Below are 16,805 nucleotides of genomic sequence, written 5' to 3' on the forward strand. Positions count from 1 at the left end.
CTCGACTTGCATGTGTTAAGCACGCCGCCAGCGTTCGTCCTGAGCCAGGATCAAACTCTCCAACAAAAACCTGAAGGAAAATCATCCCAGCAACAAAAATGTTGCCAAAGAAACCCCAAACCAACCAGAAAAACTGGCCAGCCCGAGAAACAAACTTGGCACTGGCTTATCAAGCACCCTGTTGAGTTCTCAAAGAACAACCACACACCATCCCCGGCCTCGCCTAGCGAAACCGTGTCCGGGGCACCACACCCGACCAAACCGCACCGGGCACTTTTACCACGTTACCCGGTGGTTTCTACCGTGTCAAACCGGCTCGCACCGCTTTGTCACGCTTCACCCATTTGTCCGGGCACCACGATCGAACCGGCTTCCGCCGTTCCAGTCGTGGTTTTGGCAGGCCAGCCGCTGCGGTCTCCCGCGAGCGCGCCTGGGGCCCTGCCGGTCGTCAACCATACCCGGTCGGTTCCGCCTCACCAAATCCGCCCCTCGACGAATCCGGGGCACCGCCCGGCTCGAACCTGGAAGACGTCAGCCGTCCCGGCCCGATAGGTCCACCTGCGCTCCGGCCTGAGGTCTTCGACCTCGTTCGTCCGTTCCGCGCTGGCAAAGAGAAAGTTACGCGCCCGGCGGATTGATCGTCAAATCCGCCGGGCGCGTCCCGCGTCACACCACCGCTTGCCGGGTCAGGAGCCCAGCTCGACCCCGGCGAAGGAGCGCTTGCCCCGACGCAGCACGAGGTACCGGCCGTGCAGCAGATCCGCCGCGGAGACCACGGCGTCCGCCTCGACAACCCGGTTGTTGTTGACGTACGCGCCGCCTTCGGCGATCACCCGCCGGGCCTCCTTCATGCTCGGTACCAGGCCGGACTCCTTGAACAGGGCGGCGACCTCCGGCAGTTCACCGAGACGGACCAGACCGGCCTCGGTCAACGCGGCGCGCAGCGTCACCGCGGACAGGTCCTCCAGCGATCCCCGGCCGAACAGCGCCTGGCTGGCGGCGACCACCTGCGCCATCTCCCGCTCGCCGTGCACCAGCGTGGTCAACTCTTCGGCGAGGGCGCGTTGAGCGGCCCGGGACGCCGGCCGCTCGGCGGTCTCCTTCTCCAGCGCCTCCAGCTCCTCGCGCGACCGGAAGCTGAAGTAGCGCAGGTAGCGGCCCACGTCCCGATCGTCGACGTTGATCCAGAACTGGTAGAAGGCGTACGGGCTGGTCATCTCGGGGTCGAGCCAGATCGCGCCGCCCTCGGTCTTGCCGAACTTCGAGCCGTCCGACTTGGTGACCAGCGGGGTGGTGAACGCCTGGACCGGTCCGAGGCCCCGCCGCCGCACGTAGTCGACCCCGGCGGTGATGTTGCCCCACTGGTCGGAGCCACCGAACTGGAGCTGGCAGCCGCGCCGCCGGTGCAGCTCGAAGAAGTCGTTGGCCTGCAACAACTGGTAGCTGAACTCGGTGAAGCTGATTCCGCTCTCCAACCGGGCCCGGACCACCTCCCGGGCCAGCATCCGGTTGACCGGGAAGTGCTTGCCCACGTCGCGCAGGAACTCGACCACCGACATCTCACCGGTCCAGTCCAGGTTGTTGACCAGTTGGGCGGCGTGGTCCCCGGTGTACGACACGAAGGGCGCGAGCTGGTCGCGGATCCGCTGGACCCAGCTCGCCACGACCTCCGGCGGGTTGAGGGTCCGTTCCGCGCTCTCCTTCGGGTCGCCGATCTGCCCGGTCGCGCCGCCGACCAGCAGCAGCGGCCGGTGCCCGGCGAGCTGGAGACGGCGGGCGGTGGTGACCTGCATCAGGTGGCCGACGTGCAGGCTCGGCGCGGTGGGGTCGAAGCCGACATAGAAGGCGGCTCCCGGGCCGTCGAGCAGCGCGCGCAGCTCGTCCGGGTCGGTGGAGTCCTGTAGCAGGCCCCGCCAGCGCAGGTCGTCGGTGAGGGAGTCCCGCCGGGCCGGCGGGAGGTTGCTGTCGGTCACGGTCACCGATTCTCCCCCATCGGGCTGCTCCGGCCCTACCGGGTTCTGCCAGACGCACCGGCACTAGGCTGGCGATCAAGATCGAGGAGGTGGCCGTGGACGTGCCGGAGATGTCGGGCGGCTTCTTCGCCCTGCTCGGGCTGACGTTGGACGAGATCAGCGGGGACCGGGTCACGATCCGCTGGCAGGTCCGCCCGGAGTTGCACCAGCCGTACGGCATCCTGCACGGCGGGGTCTACTGCTCGGTGGTGGAGACGGCGGCCAGCCTGGGCGCGGGTGTCTGGCTGGGCGGTCGCGGTCGGGTGGTCGGTGTGTCGAACCAGACCGACTTTCTGCGAGCCGTGCGCGAGGGCGAGCTGACCGCGGTCGGCACCCCGGTGCACCGAGGGCGGAGCCAGCAGCTGTGGCAGGTGGAGGTCACCGACGCGGACGCCCGGCTGGTCGCCCGCGGCCAGGTCCGTCTGCAGAACCTCTATCCGGACGCCGGTTGACGGACGGCCGCCGCGGCCCGGTCGACACCGTCACCCCCGACCGACCAGGGTTGATGTCGGTTTCGAGTAGATAGCGGCTTTCGCGGCGTTATCGTCGCGTCGATGACCGACCCCGCACCGCCGACGTGAGGAAGCTCCTCGCGGCGACGCTCGGCATCCTGTCCGCGATCGGCGGCTTCGTCGACATCGGCGACCTCGTCGCCGCCGGTCAGGCCGGCGCCCGCTTCGGCATGGCACACACCTGGGTGCTGCTGCTCGGCGTCGTCGCCATCTGCGCGTACGCGGAAATGGCCGGACGGATCGCGGCGGTGACCGGCCGGGCGGTGTTCGACCTGGTTCGGGAGCGGCTCGGCGCGCGGATGGCACTGATCAACCTGGTGGCCTCGTACCTCGTCACGGTCATCACGCTGGCGGCGGAGCTGGGCGGGGTGGCGCTGGCGCTGCGACTGGCCACCGGGGTGCCCTACCTGCTCTGGGTACCCGTCGCCGGGATCGCGGTCTGGCTGGTGCTGTGGCGGATGCGGTTCCCGGTGATGGAACGCGTCTTCGGGCTGGCCGGGCTGGCTCTGGTGGTCTTCGCCGTCGCGTTGTTCTGGCTGCCGACCGACTGGGCGGCGCTCGGCCGCAGCGCCGTGGCACCCGACGACTCCGGTCAGGGCTGGGGGGCGTACTGGTTCATCGCGGTCGCGTTGTTCGCCTCGACGGTGAGCCCGTACGAGGTCTTCTTCTTCTCCTCCGGCGGGGTCGAGGAGCGGTGGAGCGCGGACGACCTGGCCGATGCCCGCTTCAGCGTGCTGGTCGGCTTCCCGATCGGCGGGTTCCTCGCCCTGTCGCTGATCGCCACGGCCGCCGTGGTGCTGCGCCCCGCCGGTCTCTCGGTGGACAGCCTCGACGAGGTCGCGCATCCGGTGGTGCTCGCCTTCGGCGCGGTCGGCCTGGCCGTGGCGGCACTGGCCTTCTTCGCGGTCACCTTCGGCGCCGCGCTGGAGACCGGTCTGTCCGCCGCGTACGCCGCCGCGCAGTACTTCGGCTGGCAGTGGGGCAAGCGGGTCAGCCCGCGCGAGGCGGCCCGGTTCCACACCGTGCTGCTGGTCAGCGTGCTGATAGGGGTGCTGCTGCTGTTGACCACGATCGACCCGGTGACCCTCACCGAGTACATGTTGATCATCAGCGCGGTGGCGTTGCCGCTGACGTACCTGCCCATCCTGGTGGTCGCCAACGACCGCACCTATCTGGGCGACCGGGTCAACGGTCGGGCGCTCAACCTGCTGGGCGCGGTGCTGCTGCTGGTCATCGTCGCCGCCTCGATCGTCGCCGTGCCACTGGCCATCGGTACGAGGATGGGTCAGTGAGGATCCAGATCAGCCGCGAGCTGCTCGACCGTCAACTCGTCGACCGCGACGGGCGGCTGGTCGGCAAGGTCGACGACGTGGAGTTCGGGTTCGACGCGGACGGGCTGCCGTACCTGCGGTCGCTGCTGACCGGGCCGGGTGCGCTCGGGCAGCGGGTCGGCGGCCGGCTGGGGCGGATGCTGGTGCTGACCGCCGAGCGGTTCGTCACGGATCGGCCGGTGGCGCCGCTGCGCATCCCGTACGCGCTGGTCGCGCGGGTGGACAGCGCGGTGCGGCTGCGGATCCGGGCGGACGAGCTGCCCACCTCGCCGGTCGAGGAGTGGCTGCGCCGCAACCTGATCGGCCGGATCCCGGGGGCGGACCGTGCGGGCGGGTGAGCTGCTGGGCCGGACCGCGTACGACCACCAGGGGCGCCGGTTGGGTCGGGTGGTGGACCTCGTGGTGCGCGGTTCCTCCGACGGCCCGCTGCGGCTGACCGACCTGGTCGTCACCCGGCACTGGTACGGCCGGTTGAGCGGGCGGCTGATCGGCCCGGAACGGCACCCGTCGGGCCCATGGGCGATCCGCGCGCTGGCCCGGCTGCTGAGTCGCAGCACCTGGCAGGTGCCGCTGCACCGGGTACGGCTGGATCCGCCGCTGCCCGACCCGGCGGAGAAGGATCACGCGCCGGAGGGCTGACCCTCACGGAGCACGGGCCGGGCTCAGCGTCGGGTGCCGTCCAGCACCGACGAGGTGTCGTCCGGCGTGCCCGACAGGTCGTCCCGCCGCCGCTCGGACGCGGCGGTGGTCGCGGCGGCGGAGTCGTCGGAGTCCTCGGGCTGCTCCGCCGCGTGGCGCAGCCGGACACCGGAGACCGCCCGGTCGTCGGCGACGGTCACCTCCAGCCGCCAACCGTCGACGGTGAGATGCTCCCCGGTCGCGGGGATCCGGCCGAGACCGGCCAGCACCAGCCCCGCCACGGTGGTGTAGTCGCCGTCCGGGCGGCCGGGCAGTTCCACCCCGATGTCGGGCAGATCGTGGATGGGGAAGGTCCCCGGCACCAGCAGCGAGCCGTCCGCCTCGGTACGCACCTCACGGACGTCGCGGTCGGTCTCGTCGTAGATCTCCCCGACGATCTCCTCCAGGATGTCCTCCAGGGTGACGATGCCCTCAACGGCGCCGCGCTCGTCCACGACCAGCGCCATGTGCTGGCGTTCGGCCTTGAACCGGCGCAGCGCGTCCACCACCGGCACCGAGTCCGGCAGCAGCAGCGGCGGGCGGGCGTACTCGTCGACCGGCTGGTCGTCGCGGACCCCGACGAGGTCCCGCAGGTGGATGACGCCGACCGTCTCGTCCAGGCCGCCGTGGCGGACCACCGGGGCGCGGGAGTGCCCGGACGCGGCCAGCACGAGCCGGGCGGCCTCGGCGGTGGTGCCACTGTCCAGGCAGAAGACCTGCAACCTCGGTACCAGCACCGCCCGCAGCTTCCGCTCGGCGATCTCCACGGCACCGGCGATGATGGTCTGCTGCTCCTTGGTGAAGCCGTGATGGCCGGCCACGATGTCGCGCAGCTCGTCCGGGCTGATCTCGTCCCGCTCCGGCTTCGGGTCCAGCCCGAACAGCCGCACCACCAGGTCACTGGTCGCGCCGAGCACCCAGACGACCGGCCGGGTGAGGGCGGCGAGCAGGTCCAGCGGGCGGGCGACGAGCAGCGCCCACCGCTCCGGGATCTGCATGGCGATCCGTTTCGGGGCCAACTCGCCGAAGACCAGGGTGACGAAGGTCAGCACCAGCGTGACCAGCACGACCGCCACCGGCCCGGCGGCCCGACCGAACACCCCCTCGATCAGCGGGACCAGCGGCCGGGCCAGCGACACCGCGGCGGCGGCCGAGGCGAGGAAGCCGGCGAGGGTGATACCGATCTGGATGGTGGCCAGGAAGCGGTTCGGGTCGCGGGCCAGCCGGGCCAGCACGCGGCCGGTCCGCCCGGTGCGTTCCAGCCGCTGGACCTGGCTGTCCCGCAGCGACACCAGCGCCAACTCGCTGCCCGCGAAGATCGCGTTCACCACGACCAGGACTCCGACCAGGGCCAGCTGGCTCCAGTAGCTCTGCACGCCCGGTTCTCCTCCGCTGGACCGCGCCCCGTGGCGCCGCCGGTGGCGGCCCCGCCGGCGTAGCGGTGCCTATGCCCACTCGCTCCGGCGGCAAATCATCGCCCAGCCGGGACGGCGCGATCAGCCCTGGGGCAGCGCCGGTGCGGGCAGGTCCAGCACGTACGACTCCCCCGCGCGGCGGAACCCGAGGCGGTGGTAGTACGGGGCGATCATGCCCGGTGGGCTCACCACCTGCCGGAACCCGCGATCGGTGAACAGGCGGCTGCGCCGGTAGACGAATTCGCCGGGCGTGAAGTCACGAAACGGCGGGGTGACGTAGTCCAGGTCGACCTGGGCCACCCCGTCGCCGGCATCGCGCACCAGCACCACGCCGACGACCTCGTCGGCGCGTACCACGAGGAAGGCCGATCGGCCGGCCAGCCGGTCCGGGTGGAAACCCGGGTTGAAGCGGGCGATGTCGGCGGCGTGCACCCGCAGCGTGTGGGCCAGGAACGCGTCGTCGGCACCCACCTCGACCACCTGGTAGGTCTGCTCGTCATGACGGGTGGTGAGCAGCCGCCGCAGGTACCAGATGTTGATCACGGCCAGCACCACGTTCAGCCCGACCATGGGCCACACCCGCACCGCGGTGTTGTAGCCGATCAGGACGGCACAGCCGACCAGGTTGAGGGCGCGCAGTCGCAGGATCCGCGTCTGCAGCAGCGACCACACCAGCAACGCGGAGCCGGCCCAGCCGACCAGTTCCAGCCAGTTCACCCCGCGAGGGTAGACGCCGCCCTGGTCAGCCCGGGTGTCAGGGGGCGGATCGCGCCAGGTCGGGGCGGATCACGCCGGCAGTTCCAGGACGTACTCGTCGACGTCGTGGCCCCGGCCCGGGGCGTACGCCCGGTCGGTGCCCCGCACCACGAACCCGCACCGGCGCAGCACCTTCAGTGAGGCGGCGTTGTCGGTCGCCGCCCGCGCGAACAGGGGCCGGTGCCGGACCTCGCGCAGCAGCGCCGTCAGGGCGGCCGTGGCATACCCGCGGCCCCAGTGTGCCCGGTCGATCCAGTAGCTGACCTCGGTGCGCCCGCCCACGGCAAAGGCCAGCACGTGGCCGACCACCGCGCCGTCGACGGTCACCGTCCGGGCCACGATCTCCGGGTCGGTGAGGATGCGTACCCAGTGCGCGGCGAACGCCCGCCGGTCGGCCGGGTCCGGGGCGCCGAAGGCGGCCATCCGGTTGGCCTCGGGATCGAGCTGATGGGCGAAGAACTCCACCAGGTCGTCCTCACCGACGGGGCGTAGCCGCAGGTCATCGGTCACCGGCCGACCATACGTGCCGGGACGGTGGAGACGCCGACGGGCCGTGGCGGCCGGTGGCCCGTCCAGCTCAGGACCAGCGGCCCGGTCCGGGTCGGCTTTCGGCCCTGCCCCGACCCGCGGCGGCGCTGTTACCAAGAGGTCAGAGGCATCGACGGCGAAGTGGAGGCCGGGTCATGACCAGGTACGTGTACGACTTCATCGAGGGCGGCCGGGGCATGGCCGACCTGCTCGGCGGCAAGGGCGCCAACCTTGCCGAGATGACCCGGCTCGGGTTGCCGGTGCCGCCCGGATTCACCGTGAGCACCGACGCGTGCCGGGCCTACCTCGCCGACAAGGAGGTGCCCGTAGGGCTGTTCGACGAGGTGAATGCTCACCTCCGGGAGATCGAGGTGCGGCTGGGCCGGCGGCTCGGCGACCCGACCGAGCCGCTGCTGCTGGCCGTCCGTTCCGGGGGGCGGTTCTCGATGCCCGGGATGATGGAGACCATCCTGGACATCGGCCTCAACGACGCGACGGTGGTGGGACTGGCCCGGATCAGCGGCGACGAGCGGTTCGCCTGGGACTCGTACCGACGGTTGATCCAGATGTTCGGTCGGACGGTGCACGGCGTGCCGGCCGAGGACTTCGACCGGGAACTGGAGGCGCTGCGGGCCACCGCCGGGCCGGAGGGCCCGACGGCGGAGCAGCTGCACGGGCTGGTCGAGACGTACAAGAAGGTGTTCGCCGACCGGGTCGGCCACGACTTCCCGCAGGCCCCGCACGAGCAGCTGTACTCGGCCATCCGCGCGGTCTTCGAGTCGTGGAACGCCTCCCGGGCGGTGCTCTACCGCCGCCGTGAGCACATCCCCGACGACCTGGGCACCGCGGTCAACGTGATGGCGATGGTCTTCGGAAACCTGGGACCGGACTCGGGCACCGGGGTCGCCTTCACCCGCGATCCGGCCACCGGCGCCCCCGGCGTGTACGGCGACTACCTGTCCGACGCCCAGGGCGAGGACGTGGTGGCCGGCGTCCGTAACACGGTGGGGCTGGACGAGTTGTCCCGGATCGACCCGGCCAGCTACCGGCGGTTGACCGGGATCATGACGACCCTGGAGCGGCACTACCGGGACCTGTGCGACGTGGAGTTCACCATCGAGCGTGGCCGGTTGTGGATGCTGCAGACCCGGGTCGGCAAGCGCACCCCGGCGGCGGCCTTCGTCATCGCCGCGCAGCTCGCCGACGAGGGTCTGATCAGCTGGGACGAGGCGTTGACCCGGGTCAGCGGCGCCCAGCTGGCCCACCTCATGTTCCCCACCTTCGACCCGGAGGCCACCCCGGAGCCGCTGGCCACCGGTGTCGGCGCCTCGCCCGGTGCCGCCGCCGGCCGGGTGGTCTTCGACAACGCCGCCGCCGAGGCTGCCGAGGAGCCGGTGATCCTGGTACGCCGGGAGACCAACCCGGACGACCTGCCCGGCATGATCGCCGCCGCCGGGATCCTCACCGCCCGAGGAGGCAAGACCTCGCACGCCGCGGTCGTCGCCCGGGGCATGGGACGCACCTGCGTGTGCGGTGCGGAGGCGTTGGAGATCGACCCGGAGCGCGGCGAGTTCAGCGTCGACGGCCGGACCGTCCGGGCCGGCGAGCTGATCTCGATCGACGGCACCAGCGGCCGGATCTACCTCGGCGAGGTGCCGGTGCGACCCTCCCCGGTGACCCGCTACCTCGCCGGTGAGCTGGCCCCGGAGTCCGACCGGCTGGTCTCGGCCGTGGATCGGCTGTTGCGGCACGCCGACTCGGTGTCGCGGCTCGGCGTACGCGCCAACGCCGACACCCCCGCCGACGCGGTGCGCGCCCGGGCGCTCGGCGCGGCCGGTGTGGGGCTGTGCCGCACCGAGCACATGTTCCTCGGTGCGCGCCGGGCCCTGGTCGAGCGACTGATCCTGGCCGACGGGCTGGACGAGATCCACGCCGCGCTGGCGGAACTGCTGCCGTTGCAGCGGGAGGACTTCGTGGCGATCCTCGCCGCGATGGACGGGCTGCCGGTCACCATCCGGCTGCTCGACCCGCCGCTGCACGAGTTCCTGCCTCCGCTGCCGGAACTGGCCGCGCGGGTGGCCCGGGCGGAGGCGCTCGGACAGGACCCGGGCCGCGACGCGGTGCTGCTGGCCGCCGTCCAGCGCATGCAGGAGAGCAACCCGATGCTCGGCCTGCGCGGAGTCCGGCTGGGGCTGGTGGTGCCGGGCCTGTTCGCGATGCAGGTGCGGGCCGTCGCCGAGGCGGCGGCGCGGCGGGTGGCCGAGGGCGGCGACCCACGCCCGGAGATCATGGTGCCGCTGGTCGTCGACGCGCATGAGCTGGCGGTGGTGCGCGCCGAGATGGCGGACGTGCTGGCCACCGTGCCCGGTGCGCCGCCGATCCCGGTGGGCACGATGATCGAGACTCCGCGTGCGGCGCTGACCGCCGGGGAGATCGCGGGCGAGGCCGAGTTCTTCTCCTTCGGCACCAATGACCTCACCCAGACCACCTGGGCGTTCTCCCGCGACGACGGCGAGGGTTCCTTCCTCGGTGAATATCTGGAGCGGGGCATCGTCGAGACGTCTCCGTTCGAGACCGTCGACGCCGCCGGAGTGGGCCGGCTGGTCCGCCTCGCGGTGGCCGAGGGTCGGGCCGCGCGGCCCGAGCTGACCGTCGGTGTCTGCGGCGAGCACGGCGGTGATCCGGAGTCGGTGGAGTTCTTCGCCGAGGCCGGGCTCGACTACGTCTCCTGCTCGCCGTACCGGGTGCCGATCGCCCGCCTGGCCGCTGGCCGGGCCGCGGTCTCCGGCGCCTGCGCCGGTTCCGACGCCCGATAAGGGGGTAGCCGAGATGACCGCGATCCTCAACGCCACCGGGCCGGTGCCACTGGTCCCGCCCCGGCCGGCGCCGGCCACGGCACCGCTACCGGCACCGACGCCGTCGGTCGGGCCGGTGCTGGAGTTGCCCGGCACACCACCGACCGCACTGGTGCCGGTGACCCGCGACGGACGTCCGGTCGGCGTGTTCGTCGCCACCGGCGGGCGGGTCCGGTACCGGCCGGTGCTCGACCCGGACCGGCTGCTGGTCGCCTCGGCCGGGGTGCTGGCGCTGGGACTCGTCATCTCCGGCGTCACCGTGCTGGGCCGGCGGCGCCCGCCCACGGTCGGCCGGCTCAGCATGGGACCGGGCGGCTGGGTGAGCTTCCGCGGCGTCCGCGGTCCGGTGCCGCAGGCACCGCGTCCCTGGTGGGCCCGGCTGCTGCGGGCCCGGCGGCTGGTCGTCGAACGCTGACGGCGCACCGCCACGTCCCACCGCACACCGACGGCGGCCCACCGGCCGCCGTCGGTGTCGTGCGCGCCGGCGAGGTGGCCTGCGGAGGAGTCCCCAGGGCCGTTGGTCCCGGGTCGTGCGGGCGCATCGCCCCTGCCCGGCCGCGTCGACCTGGACCAGGCTGATGTTGAAGGGCGTGCCGCAGGGGCCGCCTGGTGCACAGGGCGGAGCGGACGGTGGCCGGACAGGTCCAGGTCGCGGACGGGGACGTACGCAGAGAATCCACCGTGACGGCGGGACCCGACACCGGGCTCGCCTCGGGCGAGGCCGCTCGACGGCTGCGGGTGGACGGACCGAACGCCGCCGCGCCCCCACCCCGCCGGCACCTGGCGGTCCGGATCCTGCATCAGCTCACCGATCCCCTGGTCGCGCTGCTGCTGGCCGCGGCCGTGGTCACCACCGTGCTGCGGGACTACCCCGACACCGCAGTGATCCTGCTCGTCGTCGCGGTCAACACGGCGATCGGGGTGGTCCAGGAGGTACGTGCCGACCGGGCCATCGCCGCGCTCGACCAGCTCGCCGCGCCGACCGCCCGGGTGGTCCGCGACGGCCGGGACGTGGTCCTGCCCGCCAGCGAGCTGGTCCGGGGTGACCTGGTACGGATCGAGGCCGGCGACGTGGTCCCGGCCGACCTGCGGCTGCACGACGCGAACCGGCTGCACCTGGACGAGTCGGCGTTGACCGGCGAGTCGGTGCCGGTGTCCCGCGCGGCGGGCGAGGAGGCCAGCGCCGGCACGGTCGTGACCACCGGTCGGGCGGCCGGCACGGTGGTGCGCACCGGCGCGGCGAGCGCGCTGGGCCGGATCGCCACCCTGGCGGCCACCACCCGGCCGTCGGCCACCCCGCTGCAACGCCGGCTCGCCTCACTCGGTCGGATCCTCGGCCTCGCCGCCGTGGCGCTGTCCGGGCTGGTCTTCGCCGTCGGCGTACTCGGCGGCCGGCCTCTGGTGGACATGGCGGTCACCGCGGTGAGCCTGGTGGTGGCCGCGGTGCCGGAGTCGCTGCCCGCGGTGGTGACGCTGGCCCTCGCGCTGGGCGCACGTCGGATGGCCGCCGCCCGGGCGATCCCCCGCCGGCTGCACGCGGTGGAGACCCTCGGTTCGGTCACGGTGATCGCCTCGGACAAGACCGGCACCCTCACCGAGGGGCGGATGGCCGTGCAGCAGGCGGTCACCGGCGACGGTGCCCGGTTCGGTGTCACCGGCAGCGGGTACGCCCCGGACGGCACCGTGCACCGCGACGGGACGCCGGTGGCGGTGTCGGATGAGCTGCGCCGGCTGGCCCGGGCCGGCCTGCTCTGCAACGACGCGACCCTCGCCCCACCGACGGAGGAGAGCCCCCGCTGGGGGGCGGTCGGAGATCCGCTGGAGGCGGCGCTGGTGACCTTCGCCGCCCGCTGCGGCCTGGACCCGCAGAACACCCGCAACGCCTGGCCCCGGGTGGCCGAACATCCCTTCGACCAGCAGCTGCGCCGGATGACCACGGTGCACCGCTCCTGCGACCGCCGCTACCTGGTGGTCTGCAAGGGCGCTCCGGAGAACGTGCTCACCGCGCCGCTGCTCGACGCCGACGCGGACGAACTGGCCGCCCTGACCGCCGCCGCGCACCGGATGGCCGGCGACGGGCTGCGGGTGCTGGCGCTGGCCGCGGCCCTGGCGGACACGCCGCCGGCCGACCCCGCCCACCCCGTGGGGTTGCGACCGGTGGGACTGGTCGCCGTCGGCGACCCGCTGCGCGCCGGAGCGCCGGACATCGCCGACGGCTTCGCCGACGCCGGTGTCCGGCTCGTGCTGGTCACCGGGGACCACCCGGCGACCGCGGCGGCCATCGCCGGCCAGTTGGGCCTGTGGGCCGAAGGCGACCCGGTGGTACGCGGCGACGACGGCGATCCCGCCGAGGCGCCCTCGGCGACCCGGGTGTTCGCGCGTACGCAGCCGGAGCAGAAGCTCGACATCATCGCCGGGTTGCAGTCCCGGGGACACGTGGTGGCGATGACCGGCGACGGCGTCAACGACGCCCCGGCCCTGCGCCGGGCCGACATCGGGGTGGCGATGGGTGGCGGCACGGAGGTGGCCCGGCAGGCGGCCGACCTGGTGCTGGTCGACGACGATCTGTCCACCGTGGCCACCGCGATCGGCGAGGGCCGCCGGATCTACGACAACATCCGCCGCTTCCTGCGCTACGCCCTCTCCGGCGGGGTGGCCGAGATCGCGGTGATGCTGCTCGGGCCGCTGTTCGGCCTGCCGGTACCGCTGTTGCCGGCGCAGATCCTCTGGATCAACCTGCTCACCCACGGGGTGCCCGGGGTGGCCCTGGGCGCCGAACCGGCCGAACCCGGCACGCTGCGCCGGGTGCCGCGCTCACCACACGAGTCGGTGCTCGGCGCGGGCCTGGGCCGGCAGATCCTGGTCGGCGGTGCGCTGATCGCGGCGGTGACCCTGGGCGCGGGTGTGCTCGCCGCCCACTGGGACCGACCGTGGCAGTCCGTGATCTTCATGGTCCTCGGCCTGGCCCAGCTGGGGGTGGCCCTGGCGGTCCGCGCGCCCCGACCGCCCGGGCAACGGCGGGGCAACCTGGCGCTGCCCCTCGCGGTGGCCTCCTCCGCGCTGCTCCAGGTGGCCGGCGTGACGCTGCCGCCGCTACGGGAGCTGCTCGGTACCGAGGCACTCGGCGTCCCGGAGCTGCTGGCCTGTGCCGCGGTGAGCGTGCTGCCCGGTCTGGTGCTGCGGCTGACCCGGCGCACGCCGAAGAGCGACGACGGCATGTCCGCCTACCCTGGCGTCGTCGGATGAGCCAGGCTGACAGCGGAGTCAAGGAGGAGATGTGATGGCCAGCAACACCGGCGCTCCCATCGTGGTGGGCGTGGACGGTTCCGAGATCGCCCTGCACGCGGTGCGTGCCGCCGCGCGGGAGGCGGCACACCGGCACCGCCCGCTGCGGATCGTGCACGCCTTCATCTGGCCCTTGATGAAGGTGCCGCTGGGTCCCGCGCCGGGTGCGCCGCCCGAGGGCGGGCTGCGTAACCAGGCGGAGCGGTGCGTCGCCGACGCCGTCGCCGAGGCCGGCAAGGTGGCCCCGGAGGTGGCGGTGACCGGCGCCGTGGTCGACGGGCCGGCGAGCCCCGTTCTGCTCGCCGAGGCCCGGGACGCCGCGTTGCTCGTGCTCGGCAACCGTGGCCTGGGTGGCTTCGCCGGGCTGCTGCTCGGCTCGGTGGCCGTGCAGATCAGCGCTCACGCGGACTGCCCGGTGCTGGTGATTCGCGGTGAATCGCGGGCGGACGGCCCGGTGGTGGTCGGCGTGGACGGCTCGGAGCTGTCGCAGGAGGCCGTCCGGTTCGCCTTCGAGGAGGCGGCGTGGCGGGGCACCGAGCTGGTCGCGATGCACGCCTGGCTGTATCCGACCCCGGTCGGTCCCGGCGACATCCTGCCCCTGGTGTATGACCTGGACGCCTTCCGGGACGAGGAGGAGCGCACCCTCGCCGAGGCGGTGGCCGGCTGGTCCGAACGCTTTCCCGAGGTGACGGTGCGTCGGCGGCTGGTGCGCGGTTCGCCGGCCCGGGCGCTGGTGGAGGAGTCCCGTACCGCCCAGCTGGTGGTGGTCGGCGCGCGAGGCCGCGGGGCGCTCAGCGGCATGCTGCTCGGCTCGGTCAGCCACGCCGTGCTGCACCACGCCCACTCCCCGCTGGCGATCGTCCGGAAGCTGCGTACGGTCGAGGGGACCTGACCGGTGGTGTGTCGACGCGTCCCCGCCCGGGGACGCGTCGACAATGGCCTTGACCGACCCATGGAGAGACGATGAACCGACCTGTCGTGGTGGGGGTGGACGGATCGCCGCCGAGCCTGGTGGCCGCGGAGCACGCGGCACAGGCCGCGGTGTGGCGTTCCCGGCCACTGCATCTGGTGCACGGCTACCTGCACCCGCTCGGCTACGGCGTACCGATCAACCCGTACGAGGTGGGGTTGCCGGCGGCCTCGGAGGACGGCCGCAAGATGCTCGAACAGGCCGCCGCAGAGCTGGTCGACCGATGGCCGGGGCTCACGGTCGAGGTGCGTCAGGTGGCCGGCGGGCCGGGTGCGACGTTGGTCGAGGAGTCCCGTCGGGCGGAGCTGGTGGTGGTGGGCAGCCGCGGTCTCGGCGGCTTCGCGGGGCTGCTGCTCGGCTCGGTCGGCACCCAGGTCGCCGCGCACGGTCACTGCCCGGTGCTGGTGATCCGCCCGCCCGACCGCCCGATTCCCACCGAGGGTCCGGTGCTGGTCGGTATCGACGGATCGGAGTCGGCCGAACTGGCCGTCGGCTTCGGCGCCGACGAGGCCACCCGACGCGGCGGCACGCTGGTGCTGCTGCACGTCGCCGAGGAGCGGGACGGCGACGACGGGGAGGCGGCGGAACTGCTCGCCACCGCGGGGGCGGCGGCGCGCGGCAGTCACCCCGAACTGAACGTCGAGGAACGGATCGTCACCGCGCCCAAGCCCGATCAGGCGCTGATCGAGGCGACCTCGGACGCGGCGCTCGTCGTGGCCGGATCCCGCGGCCGGGGTGGCTTCGCCGGCCTGCTGCTCGGCTCGGTCAGCCAGGCGCTGGTGCAGCACGCCCGTTGTCCCGTGCTCATCGCCCACCCGTACCAGCCGGAGCGCTGACGCGCTCAGCAGCGGGAAGCAGTCAGGGACCGGGCTGGCCGAGGGCGGCGGCGACCGCTTCGGCCAGTCCGGTGCGTTCGGTGCGGGCCCAGGCCACGTGTTGGTCCGGGCGTACCAGGATCCAGCCGTCGGCCCCGCGGAGCATGCCGCGCAGCCGCCCGGACGGATCCTGGTGCCCGTCGCGGCCAATGCGGATCACATGCTCGACTGGCAGATCGTCGGCGAAGGCGCGGTTCTCGGCGATGTCCAGCAACGCTGGCCCGACGGGCAGCAGGTCGTGCAGCCGCACGACGTCGCCGGCGGGATCCAGCAGGGCCACGTTGGGCAGGCGCACGCCGGCAGCTCGGTCGCCGGCCGACAGCAACGCCGATGGCGGCTGATCCAAGTCGATCATCGTGGTCCGGCGTGCCGCGCGCAGACGCACCGCCGGTATCCGCAGGGCCCAGCGGGCCAGGGTGAACAAGCCTCGCCGCACCAGGGCCGGGCTGCGCAGAAACAGTCGGGTCAGCACGTCGGTGTAGCGCGAGACCGTTCCCACCACCACTGCCCGTCGCTCGGTCTCGTACGAGTCCAGCAACCGGTCCTCGTCACCGCCGGCCAGTGCTGCGGCCAGTTTCCAGGCCAGGTTCTGCGCGTCCTGGATGCCGGCGTTCATCCCGAGCCCGCCGACCGGGCTGTGCACATGTGCGGCGTCTCCGGCCAGCAGGACCCTACCGACCCGAAACCGGGGCGCGGCCCGTCGATGGATCCGGAACCGGCTGCCCCACACCAGTTCGAACGGGCCCGGGCCGAGCACGCCGGACAGCCATCCGGCCACCTCCTCCCGGTCGACTCCGTCGTCATCGGCGCTCTGGTCGATCCGGATCAATCGCCACAGGCCGGGCCGCAGCCGAAGAGCGCTGGTGAACCCGCGGTTGTCGACGTCGATGCGAGGCCAGGGCAGCTGGTCACGGTCGTCGTCCACGGCGATGTCGGCGAGCATCGGCCGGAGGTCGTAGGTATGGCCCGGGAACGGTAACCCGAGCGCGTCCCGGACGAAGCTGCTCGCCCCGTCACAGCCCACGACGTAGCGGGCATCGACCACGTCCTCGCCGGTGGTGGTCCGGAAGCGTACCCGGGTGACGTCCGGACCAGGTTCGAGGGCAACCACCTCCGCGCCGAAACGCACATCGGCGGTACCGGCCGCCCGCACGACCTCGAGCAGGATCCGTTCGGTCTGCGCCTGTTCAAGGATCACCAGACCCGGCCGGTCGACTTCCTCGGCCAGCCGGGTGATGTCGATGGTAAGCAGCGGCCCTCGCGCGGGGTCCGGGGAGTTGAGCCGAAGGGTGTCACGCAGGGTGCCGGCGGAGCGCAGCCGCTCGGCGGCGCCCCATGGCTGTAGAGCTTCCAGGGTGCGGACGTGGATGCCGGGCGCCTTGGACTGGACGCTGGTCTGCTGGTTGCGCTCCACCACCAGGGTGCGGACGCCGTGCCGAGCCAGCCCCAGCGCGAGTGCCAGTCCGACGGGACCCGCTCCGACGACGACCACAGGCCAGTGTCCGCCGCGCTGGTCGGATGGGTTCACCCTGCCTCCTCTCCTTCGCCATCGACGTTCCCACAGGTAGTAGGCCGAAACGGCGATCAG

The 16,805-nt window shown here is 72.8% G+C and carries 14 protein-coding genes and 1 rRNA gene; 9 read left to right on the plus strand and 6 right to left on the minus strand.

Going from position 1 to position 16,805, the window contains the following annotated elements; all coding sequences use genetic code 11:
• Nucleotides 1-66, minus strand: a 16S ribosomal RNA gene (locus SM447_RS06950); the annotation flags it as partial.
• A gap of 620 nt (nucleotides 67-686) precedes the next feature.
• Complete coding sequence (gene tyrS / locus SM447_RS06955) at nucleotides 687-1,979, minus strand: tyrosine--tRNA ligase (RefSeq protein WP_474571911.1); 1,293 nt, start codon at nucleotides 1,977-1,979, stop codon at nucleotides 687-689.
• Between the two features lie 104 nt (nucleotides 1,980-2,083).
• Between tyrS and SM447_RS06960 the strand changes: the two genes are divergently transcribed.
• The 4 genes from SM447_RS06960 (at nucleotide 2,084) to SM447_RS06975 (ending at nucleotide 4,494) form a co-directional block, all read left to right on the plus strand.
• On the plus strand, nucleotides 2,084-2,464 hold the full coding sequence (locus tag SM447_RS06960; RefSeq protein ID WP_474572353.1) for a PaaI family thioesterase: 381 nt from the start codon (nucleotides 2,084-2,086) through the stop codon (nucleotides 2,462-2,464).
• A 125-nt stretch (nucleotides 2,465-2,589) separates the two neighbouring features.
• Nucleotides 2,590-3,816, plus strand: a complete 1,227-nt coding sequence (locus tag SM447_RS06965) for an NRAMP family divalent metal transporter (protein WP_474571912.1) — start codon at nucleotides 2,590-2,592, stop codon at nucleotides 3,814-3,816.
• A complete protein-coding gene (locus tag SM447_RS06970) occupies nucleotides 3,813-4,193 on the plus strand; it encodes a hypothetical protein (protein WP_474571913.1) in 381 nt (126 codons plus the stop codon). Before SM447_RS06965 ends, SM447_RS06970 begins: the two co-directional genes overlap by 4 nt.
• Nucleotides 4,180-4,494 carry a PRC-barrel domain-containing protein gene (locus tag SM447_RS06975; RefSeq protein ID WP_474571914.1) on the plus strand — a complete coding sequence of 105 codons (315 nt, stop codon included), beginning with the start codon at nucleotides 4,180-4,182 and terminating at the stop codon, nucleotides 4,492-4,494. The genes SM447_RS06970 and SM447_RS06975 overlap by 14 nt, the downstream gene beginning before the upstream one ends.
• A gap of 23 nt (nucleotides 4,495-4,517) precedes the next feature.
• On the opposite strand, the gene SM447_RS06980 is transcribed toward SM447_RS06975, so the two are convergent.
• The 3 genes from SM447_RS06980 to SM447_RS06990 form a co-directional block, all read right to left on the minus strand.
• The gene (locus tag SM447_RS06980) at nucleotides 4,518-5,909 is read right to left on the minus strand and encodes a hemolysin family protein (RefSeq protein WP_474571915.1); all 1,392 of its coding nucleotides are present in this window, start codon (nucleotides 5,907-5,909) and stop codon (nucleotides 4,518-4,520) included.
• Between the two features lie 120 nt (nucleotides 5,910-6,029).
• Nucleotides 6,030-6,665: a hypothetical protein gene (locus SM447_RS06985; RefSeq protein WP_474571916.1), complete on the minus strand. Its 636-nt coding sequence runs from the start codon at nucleotides 6,663-6,665 to the stop codon at nucleotides 6,030-6,032.
• Nucleotides 6,666-6,734: 69 nt separating this feature from the next.
• Nucleotides 6,735-7,214 (minus strand): GNAT family N-acetyltransferase, encoded by a 480-nt coding sequence (locus tag SM447_RS06990; RefSeq protein WP_474571917.1) that lies wholly within the window; start codon nucleotides 7,212-7,214, stop codon nucleotides 6,735-6,737.
• A gap of 173 nt (nucleotides 7,215-7,387) precedes the next feature.
• On the opposite strand from SM447_RS06990, the gene ppdK reads away from it, so the two are divergent.
• From ppdK to SM447_RS07015, 5 genes are all read left to right on the plus strand, one after another.
• Nucleotides 7,388-10,048, plus strand: coding sequence for a pyruvate, phosphate dikinase (ppdK, locus tag SM447_RS06995; protein WP_474571918.1), 2,661 nt, complete (start codon nucleotides 7,388-7,390; stop codon nucleotides 10,046-10,048).
• A gap of 13 nt (nucleotides 10,049-10,061) precedes the next feature.
• Complete coding sequence (locus SM447_RS07000) at nucleotides 10,062-10,502, plus strand: hypothetical protein (protein ID WP_474571919.1); 441 nt, start codon at nucleotides 10,062-10,064, stop codon at nucleotides 10,500-10,502.
• A 215-nt stretch (nucleotides 10,503-10,717) separates the two neighbouring features.
• Nucleotides 10,718-13,333 carry a cation-translocating P-type ATPase gene (locus tag SM447_RS07005; RefSeq protein WP_474571920.1) on the plus strand — a complete coding sequence of 872 codons (2,616 nt, stop codon included), beginning with the start codon at nucleotides 10,718-10,720 and terminating at the stop codon, nucleotides 13,331-13,333.
• A 34-nt stretch (nucleotides 13,334-13,367) separates the two neighbouring features.
• Nucleotides 13,368-14,264, plus strand: a complete 897-nt coding sequence (locus tag SM447_RS07010) for a universal stress protein (RefSeq protein WP_474571921.1) — start codon at nucleotides 13,368-13,370, stop codon at nucleotides 14,262-14,264.
• Between the two features lie 71 nt (nucleotides 14,265-14,335).
• Complete coding sequence (locus SM447_RS07015) at nucleotides 14,336-15,178, plus strand: universal stress protein (RefSeq protein ID WP_474571922.1); 843 nt, start codon at nucleotides 14,336-14,338, stop codon at nucleotides 15,176-15,178.
• Nucleotides 15,179-15,200: 22 nt separating this feature from the next.
• Here the strand turns inward: SM447_RS07015 and SM447_RS07020 are convergent, their stop codons facing one another.
• Nucleotides 15,201-16,745: an FAD-dependent monooxygenase gene (locus tag SM447_RS07020; protein ID WP_474571923.1), complete on the minus strand. Its 1,545-nt coding sequence runs from the start codon at nucleotides 16,743-16,745 to the stop codon at nucleotides 15,201-15,203.
• Between the last annotated feature and the right edge of the window lie 60 nt (nucleotides 16,746-16,805).

The organism is Micromonospora aridisoli (assembly GCF_056150025.1).

Coding starts and splice junctions, on each gene's coding strand:
- SM447_RS06960 (WP_474572353.1), top strand. CDS start 2,084: ATGTCGGGCGGCTTCTTCGCCCTGCTCGGGCTGACGTTGGACGAGATC.
- ppdK (WP_474571918.1), top strand. CDS start 7,388: ATGACCAGGTACGTGTACGACTTCATCGAGGGCGGCCGGGGCATGGCC.
- SM447_RS07000 (WP_474571919.1), top strand. CDS start 10,062: ATGACCGCGATCCTCAACGCCACCGGGCCGGTGCCACTGGTCCCGCCC.
- SM447_RS07010 (WP_474571921.1), top strand. CDS start 13,368: ATGGCCAGCAACACCGGCGCTCCCATCGTGGTGGGCGTGGACGGTTCC.
- SM447_RS07015 (WP_474571922.1), top strand. CDS start 14,336: ATGAACCGACCTGTCGTGGTGGGGGTGGACGGATCGCCGCCGAGCCTG.